The organism is Pseudomonas sp. SORGH_AS_0211 (assembly GCF_031453455.1).
Taxonomy (GTDB): domain Bacteria; phylum Pseudomonadota; class Gammaproteobacteria; order Pseudomonadales; family Pseudomonadaceae; genus Chryseomonas; species Chryseomonas aestiva.
In genome coordinates this window covers 1,010,971-1,028,645 of record NZ_JAVIZV010000001.1, presented here as the reverse complement: position 1 = coordinate 1,028,645, position 17,675 = coordinate 1,010,971, and the positions used below count along the sequence as shown (strand labels likewise).

At 68.5% G+C, this 17,675-nt stretch carries 18 protein-coding genes, 1 pseudogene and 1 riboswitch; of the genes and pseudogenes, 4 read left to right on the top strand and 15 right to left on the bottom strand.

Annotated features, from left to right (window positions below):
• Nucleotides 1-8 precede the first annotated feature (8 nt).
• The gene (locus tag QE393_RS04665; RefSeq protein WP_058762427.1) at nucleotides 9-458 is read right to left on the bottom strand and encodes a YcgN family cysteine cluster protein; all 450 of its coding nucleotides are present in this window, start codon (nucleotides 456-458) and stop codon (nucleotides 9-11) included.
• Between the two features lie 137 nt (nucleotides 459-595).
• Between QE393_RS04665 and QE393_RS04660 the strand changes: the two genes are divergently transcribed.
• Entirely contained in the window at nucleotides 596-1,192 is a 597-nt protein-coding gene (locus QE393_RS04660) for a nitroreductase family protein (RefSeq protein WP_310042313.1), read from the top strand.
• Here the strand turns inward: QE393_RS04660 and QE393_RS04655 are convergent.
• The 3 genes from QE393_RS04655 to rnd are packed head-to-tail and all read right to left on the bottom strand — an operon-like array spanning nucleotide 1,177 to nucleotide 3,568.
• Nucleotides 1,177-2,118 carry a D-2-hydroxyacid dehydrogenase gene (locus tag QE393_RS04655; protein WP_310042312.1) on the bottom strand — a complete coding sequence of 314 codons (942 nt, stop codon included), beginning with the start codon at nucleotides 2,116-2,118 and terminating at the stop codon, nucleotides 1,177-1,179. The two genes, QE393_RS04660 and QE393_RS04655, sit on opposite strands and share 16 nt — an antisense overlap.
• Nucleotides 2,115-2,417, bottom strand: coding sequence for a YcgL domain-containing protein (locus QE393_RS04650; protein ID WP_273809156.1), 303 nt, complete (start codon nucleotides 2,415-2,417; stop codon nucleotides 2,115-2,117). Before QE393_RS04650 ends, QE393_RS04655 begins: the two co-directional genes overlap by 4 nt.
• The gene (gene rnd / locus QE393_RS04645; protein ID WP_310042311.1) at nucleotides 2,414-3,568 is read right to left on the bottom strand and encodes a ribonuclease D; all 1,155 of its coding nucleotides are present in this window, start codon (nucleotides 3,566-3,568) and stop codon (nucleotides 2,414-2,416) included. The genes QE393_RS04650 and rnd overlap by 4 nt, the downstream gene beginning before the upstream one ends.
• A 284-nt stretch (nucleotides 3,569-3,852) precedes the next feature.
• Between rnd and QE393_RS04640 the strand changes: the two genes are divergently transcribed.
• Nucleotides 3,853-5,157, top strand: a complete 1,305-nt coding sequence (locus QE393_RS04640; protein WP_310042310.1) for an outer membrane protein transport protein — start codon at nucleotides 3,853-3,855, stop codon at nucleotides 5,155-5,157.
• 103 nt (nucleotides 5,158-5,260) lie between these two features.
• On the opposite strand, the gene QE393_RS04635 is transcribed toward QE393_RS04640, so the two are convergent.
• The 11 genes and pseudogenes from QE393_RS04635 to cobO form a co-directional block, all read right to left on the bottom strand.
• Nucleotides 5,261-7,414 (bottom strand): EAL domain-containing protein, encoded by a 2,154-nt coding sequence (locus QE393_RS04635; RefSeq protein WP_310042309.1) that lies wholly within the window; start codon nucleotides 7,412-7,414, stop codon nucleotides 5,261-5,263.
• Nucleotides 7,415-7,573: 159 nt separating this feature from the next.
• A complete protein-coding gene (locus QE393_RS04630; RefSeq protein ID WP_310042308.1) occupies nucleotides 7,574-8,305 on the bottom strand; it encodes an adenosylcobinamide-GDP ribazoletransferase in 732 nt (243 codons plus the stop codon).
• Nucleotides 8,305-8,856: a histidine phosphatase family protein gene (locus QE393_RS04625; protein WP_273809147.1), complete on the bottom strand. Its 552-nt coding sequence runs from the start codon at nucleotides 8,854-8,856 to the stop codon at nucleotides 8,305-8,307. Before QE393_RS04625 ends, QE393_RS04630 begins: the two co-directional genes overlap by 1 nt.
• Nucleotides 8,849-9,907: a nicotinate-nucleotide--dimethylbenzimidazole phosphoribosyltransferase gene (gene cobT, locus QE393_RS04620; protein ID WP_273809144.1), complete on the bottom strand. Its 1,059-nt coding sequence runs from the start codon at nucleotides 9,905-9,907 to the stop codon at nucleotides 8,849-8,851. The genes QE393_RS04625 and cobT overlap by 8 nt, the downstream gene beginning before the upstream one ends.
• Nucleotides 9,904-10,425 carry a bifunctional adenosylcobinamide kinase/adenosylcobinamide-phosphate guanylyltransferase gene (gene cobU / locus QE393_RS04615; protein WP_273809143.1) on the bottom strand — a complete coding sequence of 174 codons (522 nt, stop codon included), beginning with the start codon at nucleotides 10,423-10,425 and terminating at the stop codon, nucleotides 9,904-9,906. Before cobU ends, cobT begins: the two co-directional genes overlap by 4 nt.
• Nucleotides 10,426-11,877 (bottom strand): cobyric acid synthase, encoded by a 1,452-nt coding sequence (locus QE393_RS04610; RefSeq protein ID WP_310042306.1) that lies wholly within the window; start codon nucleotides 11,875-11,877, stop codon nucleotides 10,426-10,428.
• Entirely contained in the window at nucleotides 11,874-12,863 is a 990-nt protein-coding gene (gene cobD, locus QE393_RS04605; protein WP_310042304.1) for a threonine-phosphate decarboxylase CobD, read from the bottom strand. The genes QE393_RS04610 and cobD overlap by 4 nt, the downstream gene beginning before the upstream one ends.
• Complete coding sequence (gene cbiB, locus QE393_RS04600) at nucleotides 12,856-13,764, bottom strand: adenosylcobinamide-phosphate synthase CbiB (protein ID WP_310042303.1); 909 nt, start codon at nucleotides 13,762-13,764, stop codon at nucleotides 12,856-12,858. Before cbiB ends, cobD begins: the two co-directional genes overlap by 8 nt.
• Complete coding sequence (bluB, locus tag QE393_RS04595; protein WP_310042301.1) at nucleotides 13,761-14,411, bottom strand: 5,6-dimethylbenzimidazole synthase; 651 nt, start codon at nucleotides 14,409-14,411, stop codon at nucleotides 13,761-13,763. The genes cbiB and bluB overlap by 4 nt, the downstream gene beginning before the upstream one ends.
• Nucleotides 14,408-15,708 (bottom strand): annotated as a pseudogene (locus QE393_RS04590) (cobyrinate a,c-diamide synthase). Before QE393_RS04590 ends, bluB begins: the two are co-directional and overlap by 4 nt.
• Nucleotides 15,702-16,328, bottom strand: a complete 627-nt coding sequence (cobO, locus tag QE393_RS04585) for a cob(I)yrinic acid a,c-diamide adenosyltransferase (RefSeq protein WP_310042299.1) — start codon at nucleotides 16,326-16,328, stop codon at nucleotides 15,702-15,704. The pseudogene QE393_RS04590 and the gene cobO overlap by 7 nt, the downstream one beginning before the upstream one ends.
• A gap of 95 nt (nucleotides 16,329-16,423) precedes the next feature.
• Nucleotides 16,424-16,619: riboswitch (cobalamin riboswitch) on the bottom strand.
• Between the two features lie 97 nt (nucleotides 16,620-16,716).
• Here cobO and QE393_RS04580 point away from each other — a divergent pair.
• Together QE393_RS04580 and QE393_RS04575 are read left to right on the top strand one after the other, a co-directional pair.
• The gene (locus QE393_RS04580; protein WP_273809134.1) at nucleotides 16,717-17,046 is read left to right on the top strand and encodes a four-helix bundle copper-binding protein; all 330 of its coding nucleotides are present in this window, start codon (nucleotides 16,717-16,719) and stop codon (nucleotides 17,044-17,046) included.
• A 138-nt stretch (nucleotides 17,047-17,184) separates the two neighbouring features.
• Nucleotides 17,185-17,553: a YggL family protein gene (locus QE393_RS04575; protein WP_007159230.1), complete on the top strand. Its 369-nt coding sequence runs from the start codon at nucleotides 17,185-17,187 to the stop codon at nucleotides 17,551-17,553.
• Nucleotides 17,554-17,675 lie beyond the last annotated feature (122 nt).

Sequence of the window (17,675 nt, the reverse complement as noted above, 5' to 3'; positions counted from 1 at the left end):
AGCCGGGATCAGCCCGCGCGGAAGATCAGGTAGTCTTCCCAGTCGTCTTCGGCGACCTGGGTCTCGCTGAGCATGCGGCCGGACTGGGAGATGCCGGCCTTGTGCACCGCCTCGCGGTCGTCGCAGATCAGCGGGTGCCACTCCGGCAGATCCTTGCCTTCGGCCACCAGGCGATAGCCGCAGGTGGGCGGCAGCCAGGCGAACTGGTCGGCCTGGGCCGGGGTGAGCTGGATGCAGTCGGGGACGAAGCGGGTACGTTCGGCGTAGCGGCTGCACTGGCAGGTCTTGAGATCCAGCAGCTTGCAGGCGATGCGCGTGTAGTAGACGGCGCCGTCGTCCTCGTCTTCGAGTTTCTGCAGGCAGCACAGGCCACAGCCGTCGCACAGCGACTCCCATTCCTGGGCATCGAGCTGATCGAGGGTCTTGCGCTTCCAGAACGGCTGGGTGATGGCGGCCATGGCAGAGATCGTGGCAAGGAAAGGGGGCGCGCAGTCTAGTGCCGCACGCCGCGAGCGCCAAGCACCGTTCGCGCCCTTGTCGACTCCGCCCGACCGGATTACCGTGCCGGACTCCCCTTTCCTCCCGTGGTGAAGCCATGACCAGCAGCAGCCGTACGCCCCAGTATCCCGTCGATCCCCAGTTCGTCCAGCGCTGGTCGCCCCGCGCCTTCGACCCGGTCGCCATCGAGGAAGAAACCCTGCTCGGTTTCATCGAGGCCGCGCGCTGGGCGCCGTCGGCGTTCAACGCCCAGCCCTGGCGCTTCCTCTATGCACGACGCGACGACGCCCATTGGGCGCTGTTCCTGTCGCTGATCAGTGAATTCAACCGCGGCTGGGCGCAGCACGCCTCGGCGCTGGTGATCATCCTGTCGAAGACCACCCTGCTGCGCGCCAGCAGTGGCGAGGAAGTCCCTTTCCCCAGCCACAGCTTCGATGCCGGTGCGGCCTGGGCCTACCTGGCGCTGCAGGCGACCAATGCCGGCTGGCACGCCCACGGCATGGCGGGCATCGATCGCGAAGGCATCCAGCGTGAGCTGAAGGTGCCGGCGGCGTTCAAGGTCGAGTTGGCGGTGGCCATCGGCAAGCTGGGCGACAAGGCCAGCCTGCCGGAATCCCTGCAGGGGCGCGAGTTGCCCAGTCCGCGCCTGACCGTCGAGGAGCTGGCGGTGGCCGGCCCCTATACCTTCGACTGAGCAACCAGGTCGACGGCGCCGCGCAGGGCCTGCCCCTGTTGCAGGCGCTGGAGATTGTCGAGAAACAGCCGGACCGCCGCCGCCGGCGGCGTGGGCCCGGCGACATGGGCGGTGAGGTGCAGGTTGGGCGTCTGCCAGAAGGGATGCTCGGCCGGCAACGGCTCCTGACGGAACACGTCCAGCACCGCCCCGGCCAGTTGCCCGCTCTCCAACGCGGCGATCAGATCGGCGTCCACCACGCTGGTGCCGCGTCCGGCATTGATGAACAAGGCACCTGCCGGCAAGGCGGCGAAGAAGTCCGCATCGTAGAGATCCCGGGTGCTGCCGCTGTCCGGCAACAGATTGACCACGAAGTCCGCCTCCCGCGCCGCCTGGCGCAGTTCCGCGAGTGGTACCACCCGGGCAAAGCCAGGCAGGGTTCGCGTACTGCGGGCGACGCCGGTTAGGATCATGCCGAAGGGCGCGAACAGGCGGGCGATGTCCTGGCCGATGTCCCCTGCCCCAACCAGCAACAGGCGCCGCCCGGCCAGGGTGCCTGGCACCTGGGTATCCCAGCGTCCTTCCTGCTGATTGAGCTGCCGCGCAGCCACCTGACGCTCAAACTGCAGCAGATAGGTCAGGACGTATTCGCCAATGCTCTGGCCGAACAATCCTACCGCCCTGCTGAAGCGATAGTCGCAGGGCAGATCCGCCGCCAGCAGCGGTGCGTAGCCGGCCCAGGTCGATTGCAGCCAGAGCGGCCTGCCGCCCGCGCGCAACAGGGCCGCGGCGCGATCGGGCTGGCCGAGCCAGTAGCACGGCTGCTGCGCCAGGCGCACGGCCGCGGCCGGGTCCGCCGGTACCTGCAGGTCCAGCTCCGGCGCCCACTGGCGCCAGGCATCGACGTAACCGGCCGGCGCGTCTTCCAGCAGCAGGACGGCGGTCATAGCGGATCGTTGAGCCGCAGCAGCTCCTCGGGCAGGTGCTCGAGGTAGTCATCGCGCTCCAGCTCCGGCGGCGGCATCTGCAGGTGATAGCCCTGCTTGGCGATGTTCTCGAGGACCTTGGCGACGTCTTCCCGTGCCAGCTTGCGTTCCGGGGTCAGCACGAACTCGAAGGCCAACGCCGGGGGGCCAAAAGCCGTGAGCAGCCCCTCGGGGACAGGTTTCAGGCCCTTGAGCTTGTCGACATAGAGGTACATTTCCGGCTTGCGCGGGCTTCGGTAGATGGAGCAGAGCAGTTTCATGGGGTGTCTTCCAGGGGCGCCGGCGGGGTGCGTTGCGCCTGCAGGTGATCGAGAAGGGCCTGGCCGAAGCGCTCGCGACGCCAACCGCGCAGATTCGCCGGCAACTGGTAGTCGCCATCGGGCCAGCCGGTGAGCAGCAGGGCTTCGAGCACCTTCTTGCGCAGCATCAGTTCCGGCGCCATGCCCAGGGTCTCGGCATCCCGTTCGCCGATGGCGCGCAAGGCCTTGAGCAGCGGCGACGCCTCGTGGGGCAAGGGTTCGGCCTGCAGCGCCGGCCATTGGTCAGCCGGGGTGGCCGCGCCTTCGGCGATCAGCGCCAACAGGGTATCGCCGTCCTGGCGCACGGTGCGCGGGTGCATGTCGTCGATGCGCGCCAGGGCCTGCTTGTCGGTCGGCTGGGAACGCGCCAGCGGCCACAGCGAGCGTTCGCGCAGGACATGGTTGCGCGGCTGGTCGCGCTCGCGGGCCTTGACCTCGCGCCAGTGGCAGAGCACCCGCAGCACCGCCAATTGCTGGCGCGACAGGCGCCAGGCCAGCTTGACGTCGCGATAGGCTTCCCAGGGATCGCTGATGCGGCGCAGATTGGCCACCAGCTCGGCGCCATCCTCCAGCAGCCACGCACGCCGCTGGTCATCCAGGCGCGCGTCGAGATAGAGATAGACGTCGACCAGATAGGTCACGTCGGCCGCCGCGTAGCGCTCCTGCAGCGGCGTCAGGGGGCGTTGCAGCCAGTCGGAGCGGGTCTCGTCCTTGGGGATGTCGATCTTGAGCACTTCGGCGACCAGCCGCGAATAACCCATGGAATGGGCCAGCCCCAGATAGGCCGCCGCCAGCTGGGTGTCGTACAGCGGTTGCGGCAGGCTGCCGGTCAGGCGCAACAACACTTCCAGGTCTTCGCTGCAGGCGTGCAGCACCTTGACCACCGCCGGGTCCTCCAGCAGCGCGGCGAAGGCTGTCCAGTCGCCGATGCACAGGGGATCGACCAGGTAGGCCTGTTCGCCGTCGCCGATCTGGATCAGGCCGGCCTTGGGATAGAAGGTGTCGACCCGCATGAATTCGGTGTCGAGGGCGATGAAGGGCAGGGTCTGGCAGCGCGCGCAGAGGGCGGCCAGCGCCGCGTCGTCGCGGATCCAGTGAGGGGCAGAAGTCAAGGGCGCACTCCGAACAGATGAGCCGACAGTATAAGCCACCCGGGCCGGTTCTTCGGTGCCGCTTGACGCCCCTGTCACACACGGGGAACCGTGGCATTCAGCGGCTTTCCAGGCGGGTTCGTCGGATGAACGCCTGATGACCGACCCGAACCAAACGTGACCGAATAGTTTTTTTTGTATTCGCAAGCAGGGCCTGCTAAAAGCTGAGTGTGCGCAGGTACTCACTCGGACTTGGGAATCCGCGGAGGTAAGCGCTTCTCGCCTTTCAATGGAGCTGCAAGAGCATGAAAACAATAAAACTGACCCTACTTGCATTGGCCGTTTCGAGCGCTTCCGGCTATGCCCTGGCGAACGGTCTGGCTATCAACGAACAGAGTGTCAGCGGGATGGGTACCTCCTTCGCCGGACGATCTTCCTCCGCGCAGGACGCCTCCACCATCTATGGCAACCCCGCCGGCATGTCGCGCCTGGGTCGCGAGGTGTCCCTGGGTGGCGCCTACATCCACGCCAAGATCGACATCAAGGACGCCAGTGGTCGCTACGCCAACGGCCAGGCCGTGCAGGGCAGCAACGACGGCGACATGGTGCCCAACTCGGTGGTGCCCTTCGGCTACTTCGTGACGCCGGTGGATGACCGCCTGCACTTCGGCCTGGGTGTATATGTCCCCTATGCGCTGATCAGCAACTACGAGCACGCCTTCCAGGGTCGCTACCAGGGTCAGGCGAGCAAGGTGGAAGTCATCACCATCCAGCCCACCGTCAGCTACAAGATCACCGACAAGGTTTCCATCGGCTTCGGTCCGACCATCAACCGCATCGAAGGCAAGCTCAACAGCAACGTCAACTTCGGCAGCACCCAGGATGGCCAGGTCAAGATCGATGGCGACGACACCGCCTATGGCTTCAACGTCGGCCTGCTCGCGGACCTGACCGATGACCTGACCTTCGGCCTGACCTACCACTCCAAGGTCACCTACAAGCTCAAGGGCAACACCGAGGTCACGGGTGCCAACAGCCAGGCCAGTCCGATCACGAACGCCCTGGTCAGCCGGCTCAACGGCAAGTATGACGCCAGCCTCAACATCACCCTGCCGGAAAGCAGCGATGCCTCCTTCACCTACCGTCTGAACAACGACTGGACGATGTACGCCGGTGCCACCTGGACCCGCTGGAGTCGCCTTAAGTCGATCGACGTGGAGAACGAGGGCACCCCCACCCTGCCGGTGCTGGGTTCGCCCCTGGCGACCGTATCGGAAGAACTCAACTGGAAGGACACCTGGTCCTACGCCATCGGCGCGGCCTATCAGCTGAATCCCCAGTGGGTGCTGCGTGCCGGCATGGCCATCGATCCTTCCCCGGCCGACAACGGCGACCGCAACGTGCGCATCCCGGTGGGCGACCGCAAGACCTTCTCGGTGGGCGCAGGCTGGTCGCCGACCAAGGACATGACCATCGATGTGGCCTATGCCTACCTCTGGGAAGACGATGTGTCGATCAATCGTCCCGCCACCTCCACCAAGGCCGGCTACAGCGCCAAGTACGACAACAGCGCCCACGGTCTGGGTGCCCAGCTGACCTACCGCTTCTAAGCGTCAGGGTCCGCTACCGAAGCCGCCGCCAGGCGGCTTCGTGCTTTCCGGGACCAGGATCGCGCATCAGCTATCCGCGGCGGCGGACAGCCGCGATCCTGGTCTACGCCCTGAGCCCCCAGTAACCCTGCTCCTGCTCCGCGTACCAGCGCTGGAAGTCGTCCAGCGACAGGGCGCCGGCCACCAGTTGGCCCTGGATCTGGTCGCAGCCCAGATCGGTGAGGACCTGCAGGGCCTGGCGGGTCTCCACGCCTTCGGCCACCACCCGCAGCCCGCGCAACTGGCCGAGCTGGACCAGCAGCCTGATCACCTCCTGATCGCCGGGCAGCTGGCAGTGCTCGATGAATTGCCGATCGATCTTCAGCTCGTCGATGGGAAAGCTGCTCAGGCAGGCGAGCGAGGAATGCCCGGCGCCGAAATCGTCCAGCGACAATTCGAAGCCCATGGCCTTGAGCTGGCGCAGGCAGTCGAGCACCTGCACCGGATTGCTCATGGCCCGGGATTCGGTGATCTCCAGGCAGAAGCCGGCGGCCACGGCACCGGTCTCGTCCAGCAGCCGGCCGATGCGGGCGATGAAGGCCGGGTGCTCGAGGTCCAGCAGCGACAGATTGACGTTGAGCTTGAGGGCGCCCAGCTGCCGCTCGCGCTGCAGGCGCATGCAGCGATCCAGCACCCACAGGGTGATGTCGCAGATCTTGCGACTCTGCTCCGCGATGCCGACGAAGGCATCCGGCTTGAGCAGGCCCAGTTCCGGATGCTGCCAGCGGATCAGGACCTCGGCGCCTTCCACGCGGCCGTCGGGTAGCGCGATCTTGGGTTGCAGATAGAGGCGCAGCTGATCGTGGTCCACGGCCAGGTCCAGGGCGTCGAGCATGGCGATGCCCTGCTGCCGCTGACGTTCCTGGTCCGGATCGTGGAAGGCGAAGGGCAGCTGGCGCCGACGCGCATCCTGCAGCGCGGTCTCGGCGTTGGCCAGCAGGGCCTCGGCGCTGGCGCCATGTTCGGGGTAGCAGGCGATACCGAAGGTGATGCGCAGCGACACCCGCTGGTTGCCGCTGACGAAGGGTTTTTCCACCAGGTTGCGCAGCGACAGCAGCGCCGCCTCCGCCGAGGCGTCGTCGAACCAGGGCAGCAGCAGGACGAAGGTGTCGGCACCGATTCGCGCCACGCCATTCTCTTCCGGCGCCGCGACCCTCAACCGACGCGCCAGGTGGCGCAGGATCTTGTCGCCACCTTCCTGGCCGAGCAGTTCGTTGATGTTGCGGAAGTTGGCCACGTCCAGTAGCAGCACGGCGAAACGCCCGGCCGCGGCATGCTCGATGCGCTGGCGAATCTCCAGGACCAGCCGCACCTGGTTGGGCAGGCGGGTAAGCATGTCGCGAAACGCCAGTTGGCTGATGCGCCGCTCGCGCGCGGCCAGGGCGGCGCCCATCTGATTCATGGCACGGCCCAGCCGACCGACCGGATCGCGGCCTTCCTTGAGGCCCAGCTGATAGTCGCCATCGGCGATGCGTTCGGTGGCCTGACCCAGGCGGACCAGATAGCGATTGAGTGCGCCCGCCAAGATCCGGCTGACCAGAGCGCCCATCGCGAAGATGATCGCCCCTATGAGCAGCGAATCCAGCAGAGCCGACTGCTCCGCCGCTGCTATTCCTTCCATGAACATGTCCGCCCCTATGACGACTGCTTGCCCGTCCTGTCCTGGAATGGCCAGGAACAGGGAACGGAAACTGCCAAAGTTATCCTGGTATTCCGCGAAACGCGGTTGATGATCGGCAAACACCGCTGCGAGTTCCGGGGGTGCCTGATCGTAGAGCTGGCGATAGTCGCCGAAGTAGCCAACGCGGATTTCCTCCTCGTTGGCCGAATCCATGATGAAGCGAAAGCTCGCGCCTTCCTTGACGAAGGCATAGAGCGAGGCCAGTCCGGCCTTGCGGGCATAGCGATCCAGGGTGATCAGGGTTCGCTGGTAGCGATCGGGATCGGCCTTGGCCGGATCCTGCAATTGGGCGAGATAGTCCTCGCCGAGAATTTCCGGCAGCGCCAGGGCCGCGCTCATCAAGCGATAGTCGATGCTCTGGCTGCTGGCTTCGCGCGCCTGGTGGTAGCTGTGCAGCGTGAACAGCAGGGTGCCCAGGGCATCCACCAGGATGAACGCCAGAAAGAACTTGGCGAACAGGCTGCGTGGCTTGAGGCGGAGCCGCGACGCGGGGACGACTTCCCGGGGCGAGGCGGCGCTGTGAGGCGCATCGAGCATTGGGGCTCCTTGTCCAACTGACGACGACTCCCCCTGGACCCGCTCGTGCCGAGGCGGTTTCGCTGGGCGCTCAACCAGGCGCCTTCTTAACGGTTTAACCGACGTCGTTCAAGGACCGCGGTCGCAAAACCCCGGGTGTCTCACGCTTGGGCCGATTTTTCAGCCCAACGTCAGGGCCAGCGCGACCAGCACCCCGGTCTCGGTGAATTCCAGCAGGGCTCCGGCGGTATCGCCGGTGGTACCGCCGAGACGCTGGCGCAAGGCGCGGCGCACGAGCAGCGCGACCACTGCGGTCACCAGCAGTGCGGTCCAGCCCTGGGGCAGCAGGAGGATGGCTAGCGCACCCAGCAGCAGCACCCGGGTCAATGTCGTCCGCGGCAGGTGGCGACTGAGCACATCGCCCAGACCGCCAGGGCGTACATAGGGGGTGGTCAGCAACAGCCAGGGCAGCGCCAGGCGACCGGCCAAGGGCGCCAGCCACAGACAGCCCGGCGCGTGCGGCAGGAGCACCACCAGGGCGCTCCACTTGAGCAGCAGGGTCAGCAGCAGCGCCAGCACGCCCATGGGTCCGCAGGCTGGATCCTTCATGATGGCCAGGGTCCGCTCGCAGTCGCCATAGCCGCCGATCCAGGCATCCACGGTGTCGGCCAGGCCATCCAGATGCAGGCCGCCGGTGAGGATCACCCAGCCGGCCAGCACCAGGGCCGCCTGCAGGAAGACGCCGCCCGCGGCGCCCAGCCAGGCGATCAGACTGAGGAGCGCGCCCAGCAGCAGGCCGACCGCCGGATACCAGAGCACCGAGCGGCCGACGGCCTCGGCTGGCGGCATGCCGGGCAGCCGGACCGGCAGGCGGGTCAGAAACTGCACCGCGATCAGCAGGGGTAGCGGCATCAGCCTTCCTCCAGCGCCAGTGGCTGCAGGGTCGCGTAGGGCGCCTCGACCTGCAGCAGGTCCCTGGGTGGCAGGCCCCGCTGGCGGGCCAGCAGCAGGCGGATGACGCCGCCATGGGTGACGATCAGACTGCGCCGGCCCTGCAGCCGGGGCCGCCAGCGCGTCACCGCCCCCAGGACCCGTTCGGCGAAGGCCGCCACGGGCTCGCCCTCGGGCAGGGTATAGGCATAGGGATCGGCCCAGAACCGGCCCAGCGCTTCCGCCTGGTCCTGCATGAGCTCCGCGGCGCTACGACCTTCCCAGGCGCCGAAATCCAGTTCGCGCAGATCCGCTTCCAGCACCAGCTCGGCGCCCTGCTCCGCCGCCAGCCACTCGGCGAAGCGCGCGCAGCGCTGTTGCGGCGACGTCAGGATCAGCTCGAAAGGCGGCTGCGCGGCGACGGCGGCGCGCAACTGCGCCCAGCCCTGCTCCGCCAGCGGCGGATCGAGGCGTCCGCGAAAGCCTTCGGGGCCTTCGGTGACGCCATGGCGCAGCAGCCAGCAGTCAGTCATGGGCGCGGCTGGAGACACTGGCTTCGGCAAAGGTCGCCATCTCGCTGTGCAGGCGGCAAGATAGTTGCAGCAGCGGCACGGCCAGCGCCGCACCGCTGCCTTCGCCCAGGCGCAGGCCAAGATCGAGCAGCGGCTCGCCGCCCAGCGCCAGCAGCACAGCGGCATGGCCGGGCTCGGCGCCACAGTGGGCGAACAGCAGCCAGTCGCGGGTATCGGGTTGCAGGCGCTGGGCGCAGAGCGCCGCCACCGAGCAGATGAAGCCGTCGATCAGGGTCGGCAGGCCCTGCTGGGCACAGGCCAGATAGGCACCGGTCAGGGCGGCCAGCTCGAAACCCCCCAGGCGGCGCAGCAGCTCGTAGGGATCTTCCAGGGCGTCGCCATGACGCAGCAGAGCGCGCTGGATGACCGCCACCTTGCGCGCCACCCCGTCGGCGTCCAGGCCGGTACCGGGCCCGGCCAGGGCCAGCGGCGAGGTATCCAGCAGCACGCTGGCAATGGCGCTGGCGGCGGTGGTGTTGCCGATGCCCATCTCGCCGCCAATGAACAGATCGGCGCCACCGGCGCAGGCGCGCAGGACGGCGTCGCGTCCGGCCTGCAGCGCGGCCTGGCACTGGTCATGGGTCATGGCCGGGGTCAGGGTGAAGTTGGCGGTACCGCGCCCCAGGGGCAGGTCGATGATCCCGGGCAGGGCTTCCAGCGGCGTGACGGTACCCAGGTTGATGACTTCCAGGGCGGCGTCCAGTTGCCGGGCGAGCACGCTGATGGCCGCCCCGCCACGCACGAAGTTGCGCACCATCTCGGCGGTCACGGACTGCGGATAGGCCGAGACGCCCTCTTCCACCACCCCATGATCACCGGCGAAGACGGCGATGGCGGTACGCTGCAGCAGTGGCCGCGGCGTGCCCTGCAGGGCCGCCAGCTGGATGGCCAGCACTTCCAGATCGCCGAGCGAACCGCTCGGCTTAGTCAATACCGCCTGCCGCTGGCGCGCGGCTTCGGCGGCGGCGGTATCGGGTTGGCGGCAGGGTCCTTGCCACCAGGGCATGCTCATAGCGGGGTTCCTTTGAGGGTCAGGGGGAGACCGGCGACGGTCAGCACCACGCGCTCGCAGCGCGCGGCCAGGGCCTGGTGCAACTCGCCGGCGGCATCGACATAGCGGCGCGTCAACTCGCCCAGCGGGACGACGCCCAGACCGGTTTCGTTGCTGACGAAGATGAGGTGGCCGGGCAACTGCGGCACGACCTCGAGCAGCTCCGCGCAAGCCCTGTCGAGGCGCCGGGGATCGTCGAGCAAGAGCAGATTGGTCAGCCAGAGGGTCAGGCAGTCCACCAGCAGGCAGGCATCCGCCGCCGCCAGGGCCGCCAGGCGTTCGGCCAGCGCCAGGGGTTCTTCCACCAGCGCCCAGTGCGCCGGCCGGCGGGCGGCATGGCGTTCGATGCGCCGGGCCAGTTCGGCGTCGCTGCCGCCGGCGGTAGCGATATAGGTGACGGCAAGGCCGGACTCGGCGGCCAGGCGCTCGGCCAGGGCGCTCTTGCCGGAGCGAGCGCCACCGAGGATGAATTCGCGCATCTAGAGCTCGCAGAGGGCGCGCAGGCGCCCGGTGTCCAGGTGGTGTTCGACCAAATCGGCCAGGCGCTCCAGATCGCGCTCGCGCAGGGCGTGGTAGTCCAGCTGCTGTGGTTCGGCGAGACCCGCCCAACGCAGCAGGGCGACGCTGGCGGCGGGCGATTCGAACAGGCCGTGCAGGTAGGTGCCCAGCACCTGGCCGTCGGCGCTGAGGCTGCCATCCACGCGGCCATCGGCGAAGCGCAGCACCGGCCGCTCCAGGGCCGGGCCCTGGCTGACGCCGGCATGGATCTCGTAGCCGGCCACCTCGACGTCGCCGTCGCTCAGCCAGCCCCGTACGTTACGCAGCTGCTTTTCCGCCGCCAATTCGGTGGTCATGGCCAGGAGGCCCAGACCGGCGCTGTCGCCCGGCGCGCCTTCCAGCCCGAGGGGATCGGCGATCCGCTCGCCGAGCATCTGGAAGCCACCACAGATGCCCAGCACCCGCCCGCCGTATCTCAGGTGGCGGGTGATGGCCGCGTCCCAGCCCTGGGCGCGCAGGAAGGCCAGGTCGCTGCGCACGCTCTTGGAGCCGCCGAGGATGATCAGGTCGGCGGCGGGCAGCGCCTCGCCCTGGCGGACGAACAGCAGTTCCACCTGGGGATGCAGGCGCAGGGGATCGAAATCGGTGTGGTTGCTCAACCGCGGCATCACTGGCACCGCCACCCGCAGGCGCGGTCCCTGCTTGGCGATCTGGCCGGTGGCCAGGCGATCCTCGGCTTCCAGATGCAGGTCGTGCAGATAGGGCAGCACGCCGAGCACCGGTTTGCCGGTGCGGGCTTCGAGCCAGTCCAGCCCGGGTTGCAGCAGCGCCAGGTCACCGCGGAAGCGGTTGATGATGAAGCCGGCGACGCGCGCCTGTTCGCTGGGCTCGAGCAGGTCGAGGGTGCCGACCAGATGGGCGAAGACGCCACCCCGGTCGATGTCCGCCACCAGCAGCACTGGGCAATCCACCGCCTCGGCGAAGCCCATGTTGGCGATGTCGCCCTGGCGCAGGTTGATCTCGGCCGGCGAACCGGCGCCTTCCACCAGCACCACCCGATAGCCCGCCGCGAGGCGGGCATGGGAAGCCAGCACCGCCTCCCGGGCGATCGGCTTGTAGGCGTGATAGGCCTTGGCATCCATGCTGGTGACGGCGCGACCGTGGATGATCACCTGGGCCCCGACATCGGTATTGGGCTTGAGCAGCACCGGATTCATGTCGGTATGGGGTACCAGGCCACAGGCCTGGGCCTGGACCGCCTGGGCCCGGCCGATCTCGCCGCCATCGGCGGTCACGGCGCTGTTGAGCGCCATGTTCTGCGGCTTGAAGGGCACCACGGCCACGCCCTGGCGATAGAGCCAGCGGCACAGGGCGGCCACCAGGGTGCTCTTGCCGGCGTCGGAGGTGGTGCCCTGCACCATCAGCGTACTCATAGGGGACTCCGATAGCTGGCGAGGCCCTGGTCCAGGCGCTGCCAGCCGGACTCGTCACCGGGCAGGCCGAGTCTCAGGGCGCCAAGCGCGGGAAACAGACGGGTCAGGATGCCCTGCAGGGCCAGGTGTTCGTGCAGATCCGCGACATCCGCGCGCTGCAGCAATTGAAAGAGGGCGCAGCCACCGCTGGGCGTCAGGGCGTGCCGGACGAGCACCGCGGCCAGGCGTTCACCGGCCCCAAGCAGGGCCTCGCGCTGACGCTGCTGGGCCGGCTGATCGGCCAGCAGTTGCCGGGCGAGATGACGACCGGGGCCGTTCACCGTCCAGGGACCCAGTTGCTCGTCCAGTTGCGCCAGCAGGCTCGGCGCCGCCAGCACGAAGCCCAGGCGCATCCCGGCCAGCCCGAAGAACTTGCCAAAGGAGCGCAGCACGATCAGCCCGGGCAGATCGCTGAAGGGCGCAAGACTCGCCGCCGGGGTGGGATCCATGAAGGCCTCGTCCACCACCAGCCAGCCACCCCGACGTTCGAGTCGGGCGTGCCAGTCCAGCAGCCGGGCCGGCGACAGGCGCTCGCCCGTGGGATTGTTGGGATTGACCACCACCACGACGTCCAGCTGGTCGAGGTGGGTCGCGATCCGGCCTTCGTCCCACTCCAGCACCTCGTGCCCGGCGCGACGCCAGGCCAGGGCGTGTTCGGCATAACAGGGCGCCAGCACCGCGACCCGCGCGGGTACGCGCAGGGTCGGCAGCGCCTGGATGGCGGCCTGAGAGCCGGCCACCGGCAGCACCGCGCTGGCCCGGTAACAGGCACAGGCGGCCTCCACCAGGCCGTCATCGGGCTCCGGCAGCCGTGCCCAGGCGCTGGCCGGAATCTCCGGCAGCGGCCAGGGCCAGGGGGCCAGACCGGTGGACAGGTCCAGCCAGTCGCCCAGGGGAATGTCATAGGTGCGCGCCGCGCGCCGCAGTCGACCGCCGTGCTCAAGCAAGCAGCAGTCCTCCCAGGGCGATCAGCGCGGTCCACAACCAGGCGCCACGGCGCACCAGTTTCAGGGCGCGGGTGATGGCCAGGAAGGTCGGCGCCGGACCGCGGCCCAGCACCGGGCGCTCGTGCCATTCGCCGTGGTAGCGAGCCGGGCCGCCCAGGCTCACGCCTAGGGCGCCGGCACCGGCCGCCATCACCGTACCGGCGTTGGGGCTGTCCCACAGCGGTGCCTGGGTGCGCCAGCTTTCGATGGCGCTCCAGAAGCGACCGAGACCGACATAGGTCAGGGCCACCAGCCGCGCGGGAATGTAGTTGAGGACATCGTCCAGGCGCGCCGCGGCCCAGCCGAAGCGCTCCAGGCGCGGCGTGCGATAGCCCCACATGGCGTCCAGGGTATTGGCCAGGCGATAGAGCACCACGCCCGGGGCACCCAGCAGGGCGAACCAGAACAGCGCAGCGAAAACGGCATCGCTGCCATTCTCCAGCACCGATTCGGTGGCGGCGCGGGCCACGGCAATCTCGTCCAGTTCGCTGGTCTCGCGACTGACCAGGTAGCCGACCCGACGCCGTGCCTCGGGCAGATTGTTGCGTTGCAGGGCCCGCGCCACCGGCTCGGCGTGCTCGCCGAGGCTGCGCAGCCCCACGGCCAGATACAGCGCCAGGGGCTGGATGATCCAGGCCAGCCAGCCGAGCTGGCAGAGCAAGGCGGTGAGCAGCACCCAGGGCAGTACGGCGAGGCTCCAGGCCACCACGCCATGGCTGCGCCAGCCACGGCCACCGGGATTGAAGCGGGCTTCGAGGCTGTCGGCCAGGCGCCCGAACAGCACCAGGGGATGGGCGCGGCGGGGTTCGCCAAGCAGCAGGTCGAGCAGCATGCCGCCGACGACCGCGAAGGCCAGCATCATGGTTTCTGGCCCCAGCGATTCTCGAAGACCAGTTCCTCCAGTGGCCGCCCCTGGCGCCAGCCCTCCTCTTCCAGCATGGGGCGCGGATAGAAGGCTTCCACCGGTCCCAGGCAGAGAATGGCCGCCGGCTGGGAGCCTTCCGGCATCTCCAGCAGGCTGCGCACCGCTTCCGGCTCGAACAGCGACACCCAGCCCATGCCCAGGCCTTCGCAACGCGCCGCCAGCCAGAGATTCTGGATGGCGCAGGACAGCGAGGCCAGGTCCATCTCCGGCAGGGTACGGCGGCCGAAGACGTGGGCCTCGCGGCCGTCCATGAGCGCGGCCACCAGCACCTCGGCGCAATCGAGGATGCCCTGCACCTTGAGCTTCATGAAGTCGTCGCTGCGCTCGCCGAGGGCGTCGGCGGTGGCGCAGCGCTCTTCTTCCACCAACTCGTGCAGGCGCTGGCGCAAGGCCGGATCGCTGATGCGCAGGAAGCGCCAGGGCTGCATCAACCCGACGCTGGGCGCCTGGTGGGCGGCACCGAGCAGGCGGGCCAGTTGCTCGGGGGGCACCTCGCCACCGCAGAAGTGGCGCATGTCGCGGCGCTCGGCGATGGCTCGGTAGACGGCGGCTTGTTCGGCGGGGGTATAGGAGGTCGTGGTCACGGCTTGAGCATCGCGGCGGCCGCGGCGGGTGCCGACGGCATGTAGAAGTGAATATAGCTGGCGGTGAGGCGACCGTCGCGGTAGACCGCCTCGGCCACCGCCTTGCCGTTGGGGCACAGTCCGCGCGCCCAGGGCACCTCGGGTGACTCCAGGGCCGAGTGATGATAGGTGTGGCCACGCAGGGTGCCCTGCTCGAACGCCACCGACTGCAAGGCCAGGGCGGTGAGTCGCGCCTGCATCCGCGCGCTGCCCGGCAGCAGTCCGAGCAGGCTGGCGGATTCGCCGGCCTTGTCGGTCAGTTCGTCGAGCAGATAGAGCATGCCGCCGCACTCGGCGAGGATCGGCTTGCCGGCCGCGTGGTGGGCGCGGATGGCCGCGCGCATGCCCAGGTTGTTGGACAGCGTCTGCAGGTGCAGCTCGGGATAGCCGCCGGGCAGATAGAGGCTGTCCACCGCCGGCAGCGCCGTGTCGGTGAGCACGGAAAAGAACTGCAGCTCGGCGCCCAAGGCGCGCAGCAGATCGAGATTGGCCTGGTAGATGAAGGCCAGGGCTGCATCCCGGGCCACGCCGATCCGCACCCCGGCCAGCAGCGGCTCGACCACGCTCGGCTCGGGCGCGGCGAAGGCCACCGGCGGTGGCAATTCGAGGGTGGAACTGGCGCCCAGGGCATCGGCCGCCAGGTCGAGACGACGATCCAGGTCGGTGACCTCGTCGGCCTGGATCAGCCCCCCAGGTGACGACTGGGCAACTCGATGCCGGCATCGCGCGGCAGGCTGCCAAAGAAGGTCATGCCCGCCGGCAGGCTGCCGCGGATCAGCTGCGTCTGCCGCGGACTGCCACTGCGATTGGCCAGGACCCCGGCGAAGGGCAGGCCCGGCCGGTAGTGAGCCAGGCCATAGGCCAGGGCGCCAAAGGTCTGCGCCAGGCCGGCGGCGTCGATCACCCCCAGCACCGGTACGCCAAAGCGCTCGGCCAGGTCGGCCGCCGAGGGCTGGCCGTCGAACAGGCCCATGACGCCTTCGATAAGGATGAGATCGGCCTCCCCCGCCGCTTCCCACAGCAGGCGCCGGCTCTCGGCCTCGCCGATCATCCACAGATCGAGCTGGTAGACGGGGGCGCCGCTGGCGCGCGCGAGGATCATCGGATCGAGAAAGTCCGGACCGCACTTGAACACCCGCACCCGCCGCCCCTGGCGCGCGTGCAGCCGGGCCAGGGCGGCGGTGACGCTGGTCTTGCCCTGACCGGAGGCCGGAGCGGCGATCAGCAGCGCCGGGCAATGCCGCGTCTCGCCTACCATTCGATGCCCTGCTGGGCGCGGACGCCGGCCTGGAAGGCATGCTTGACCAGACTCATGTCGGTCACGGTATCGGCGGCCTCGACCAGCGCCGGCGGCGCACCGCGCCCGGTCACCACCACGTGCTGATGCGCCGGGCGCCCGGCCAGATCGACCAGCACCTGGTCGACGTCCAGATAGCCGTGCTTGAAAGCGATGTTGAGTTCGTCCAGCAGCACCAGGCCGATGGCCGGATCGCGCAGCAGCTCCACCGCCACCGCCCAGGCCGCCGCCGCCGACTGCAGGTCACGGGCACGGTCCTGGGTATCCCAGGTGAAGCCCTCGCCCATGACGTGGTAACGCACCTCGTCCGGGAAGCGCCTGAAGAAAAGTTGCTCGCCGGTGTCACGGCGGCCCTTGATGAATTGCACCACGCCCACCTTCATGCCGTGGCCGAGGGCGCGCGCCGCCATGCCGAAGGCCGAGCTACTCTTGCCCTTGCCGATGCCGGTGTGGACCAGCAGCAGACCGCGCTCGTCCTGGGCTTCGGCGATGCGGGCGTCGATCACCGCCTTCTTGCGCACCATGCGCGCGCGGTGGCGCTCGTCGCGCTCGGGGCTGGTCGAATCGGGGGTATCGGTCATGGGCGGTTCTCCGGGTGCGGGCGTGGCGGAGAAACGGGCAGAGACGCCGCCCGCGCAAGGCAGGTGGCGACGCCGCGCGACGCCCTCCGCATCGCCGAGATGAACGCAAGCGTGGCCGGTCTCCGGGCTGGTGAGCCGATGCCCTGGAGGCATCCGCTGCGCCCCTTCCCGGCCAGGGCCAGTGGGTATCGCGCAGCTACTGCTCAACTACCGTTGCGGGGGCAGCGCCGGCTCGACCGGCTTCCCTGTTTCACCCCGGCCAGGCGGGGCACCACGTGCAAGGGCGCAGGGTACGGACTACCCGGGAGAGCGTCAATCGATCGCACCGGCCGAACTCGGCGCCAGCCGACCGGGTCCACCCTAGATACCCCTCACCAGGAGCTACCGAATGAACGATGACACCCTCGCGGCCTGCATCAGGGCCTGTCTCGATTGCGCCGCCGCCTGTGAAACCTGTGCCAGCGCCTGCCTGGGCGAAGCCAATCTGGACATGATGCGCGACTGCGTCCGCCTGGACCGCGACTGCGCCGACGCCTGCCGCCTGGCCGCCACCTTCATGCAGCGCGATAGCGACCGCATCGCCGAAGCATGCGCCCTGTGCCTGGCCACCTGCCGCGCCTGCGCCGCCGAATGCGGCAAGCACAAGGCCGATCACTGCCAGGCCTGCGCCCGGGCCTGCGAAGCCTGCGCCGACGCTTGCGCGGCCATGGCGGCCTGAGCAGGTCCTTCCGCCACTGCGCGCTCCGGTCGCAGGCAAAACGGCCCGGCCGACCCACCGCTGGAGCGGTCGGCATTGGCATTACCCGTCGACGCCAGGGATAATGCCCGCCCTTTAATCGATATCCAGGCCTTCGCCATGACCGATACCAACCAAGATCCCCGTTTGAGCCGCATGAAGCGTCGCCTGCGCAAGAAGCAGTACCTGGGCGAATTCCAGGAGCTGGCCTTTGAAATCAAGGTGAGCTTCAAGAACGAACTCAGCGAAGACGACCTGGACACCTTCCTGGGCGACTTCATCGACTACGTCGAAGAGCGCAAGCTGGACTACATCGGCGGCTTCGACAATGCCTGGGTCGAAGGCACCATCATGGCCAACAAGCGCTACACCTCGCCCACCGCGGAAGACCGTACTGCCCTGCTGGACTGGCTCAAGGCCCGCGCCGAAGTCGGTGAAGCCAACGCCTCCGAGCTGCACGACGCCTGGCACCACGACGGCGAAGTCTAAGAGACTGTTCGAAGGCTGCTGCGCGTCGGCCAAACTGCGTTGAAAATGGCTTCGGAATGCTCATTTACCACTCGTAAACTCCGCTTCCTCAGCCATTTTCGCCTTGTTTGGCTCTAGCTCGC

Bases quoted from the DNA above. Each gene is read 5' to 3' on its own strand.
- QE393_RS04665 (WP_058762427.1), bottom strand. From the start codon at position 458: ATGGCCGCCATCACCCAGCCGTTCTGGAAGCGCAAGACCCTCGATCAG.
- QE393_RS04660 (WP_310042313.1), top strand. From the start codon at position 596: ATGACCAGCAGCAGCCGTACGCCCCAGTATCCCGTCGATCCCCAGTTC.
- QE393_RS04655 (WP_310042312.1), bottom strand. From the start codon at position 2,118: ATGACCGCCGTCCTGCTGCTGGAAGACGCGCCGGCCGGTTACGTCGAT.
- QE393_RS04650 (WP_273809156.1), bottom strand. From the start codon at position 2,417: ATGAAACTGCTCTGCTCCATCTACCGAAGCCCGCGCAAGCCGGAAATG.
- QE393_RS04640 (WP_310042310.1), top strand. From the start codon at position 3,853: ATGAAAACAATAAAACTGACCCTACTTGCATTGGCCGTTTCGAGCGCT.
- QE393_RS04635 (WP_310042309.1), bottom strand. From the start codon at position 7,414: ATGCTCGATGCGCCTCACAGCGCCGCCTCGCCCCGGGAAGTCGTCCCC.
- QE393_RS04630 (WP_310042308.1), bottom strand. From the start codon at position 8,305: ATGCCGCTACCCCTGCTGATCGCGGTGCAGTTTCTGACCCGCCTGCCG.
- QE393_RS04625 (WP_273809147.1), bottom strand. From the start codon at position 8,856: ATGACTGACTGCTGGCTGCTGCGCCATGGCGTCACCGAAGGCCCCGAA.
- cobT (WP_273809144.1), bottom strand. From the start codon at position 9,907: ATGAGCATGCCCTGGTGGCAAGGACCCTGCCGCCAACCCGATACCGCC.
- cobU (WP_273809143.1), bottom strand. From the start codon at position 10,425: ATGCGCGAATTCATCCTCGGTGGCGCTCGCTCCGGCAAGAGCGCCCTG.
- QE393_RS04610 (WP_310042306.1), bottom strand. From the start codon at position 11,877: ATGAGTACGCTGATGGTGCAGGGCACCACCTCCGACGCCGGCAAGAGC.
- cbiB (WP_310042303.1), bottom strand. From the start codon at position 13,764: ATGATGCTGGCCTTCGCGGTCGTCGGCGGCATGCTGCTCGACCTGCTG.
- cobO (WP_310042299.1), bottom strand. From the start codon at position 16,328: ATGACCGATACCCCCGATTCGACCAGCCCCGAGCGCGACGAGCGCCAC.
- QE393_RS04580 (WP_273809134.1), top strand. From the start codon at position 16,717: ATGAACGATGACACCCTCGCGGCCTGCATCAGGGCCTGTCTCGATTGC.
- QE393_RS04575 (WP_007159230.1), top strand. From the start codon at position 17,185: ATGACCGATACCAACCAAGATCCCCGTTTGAGCCGCATGAAGCGTCGC.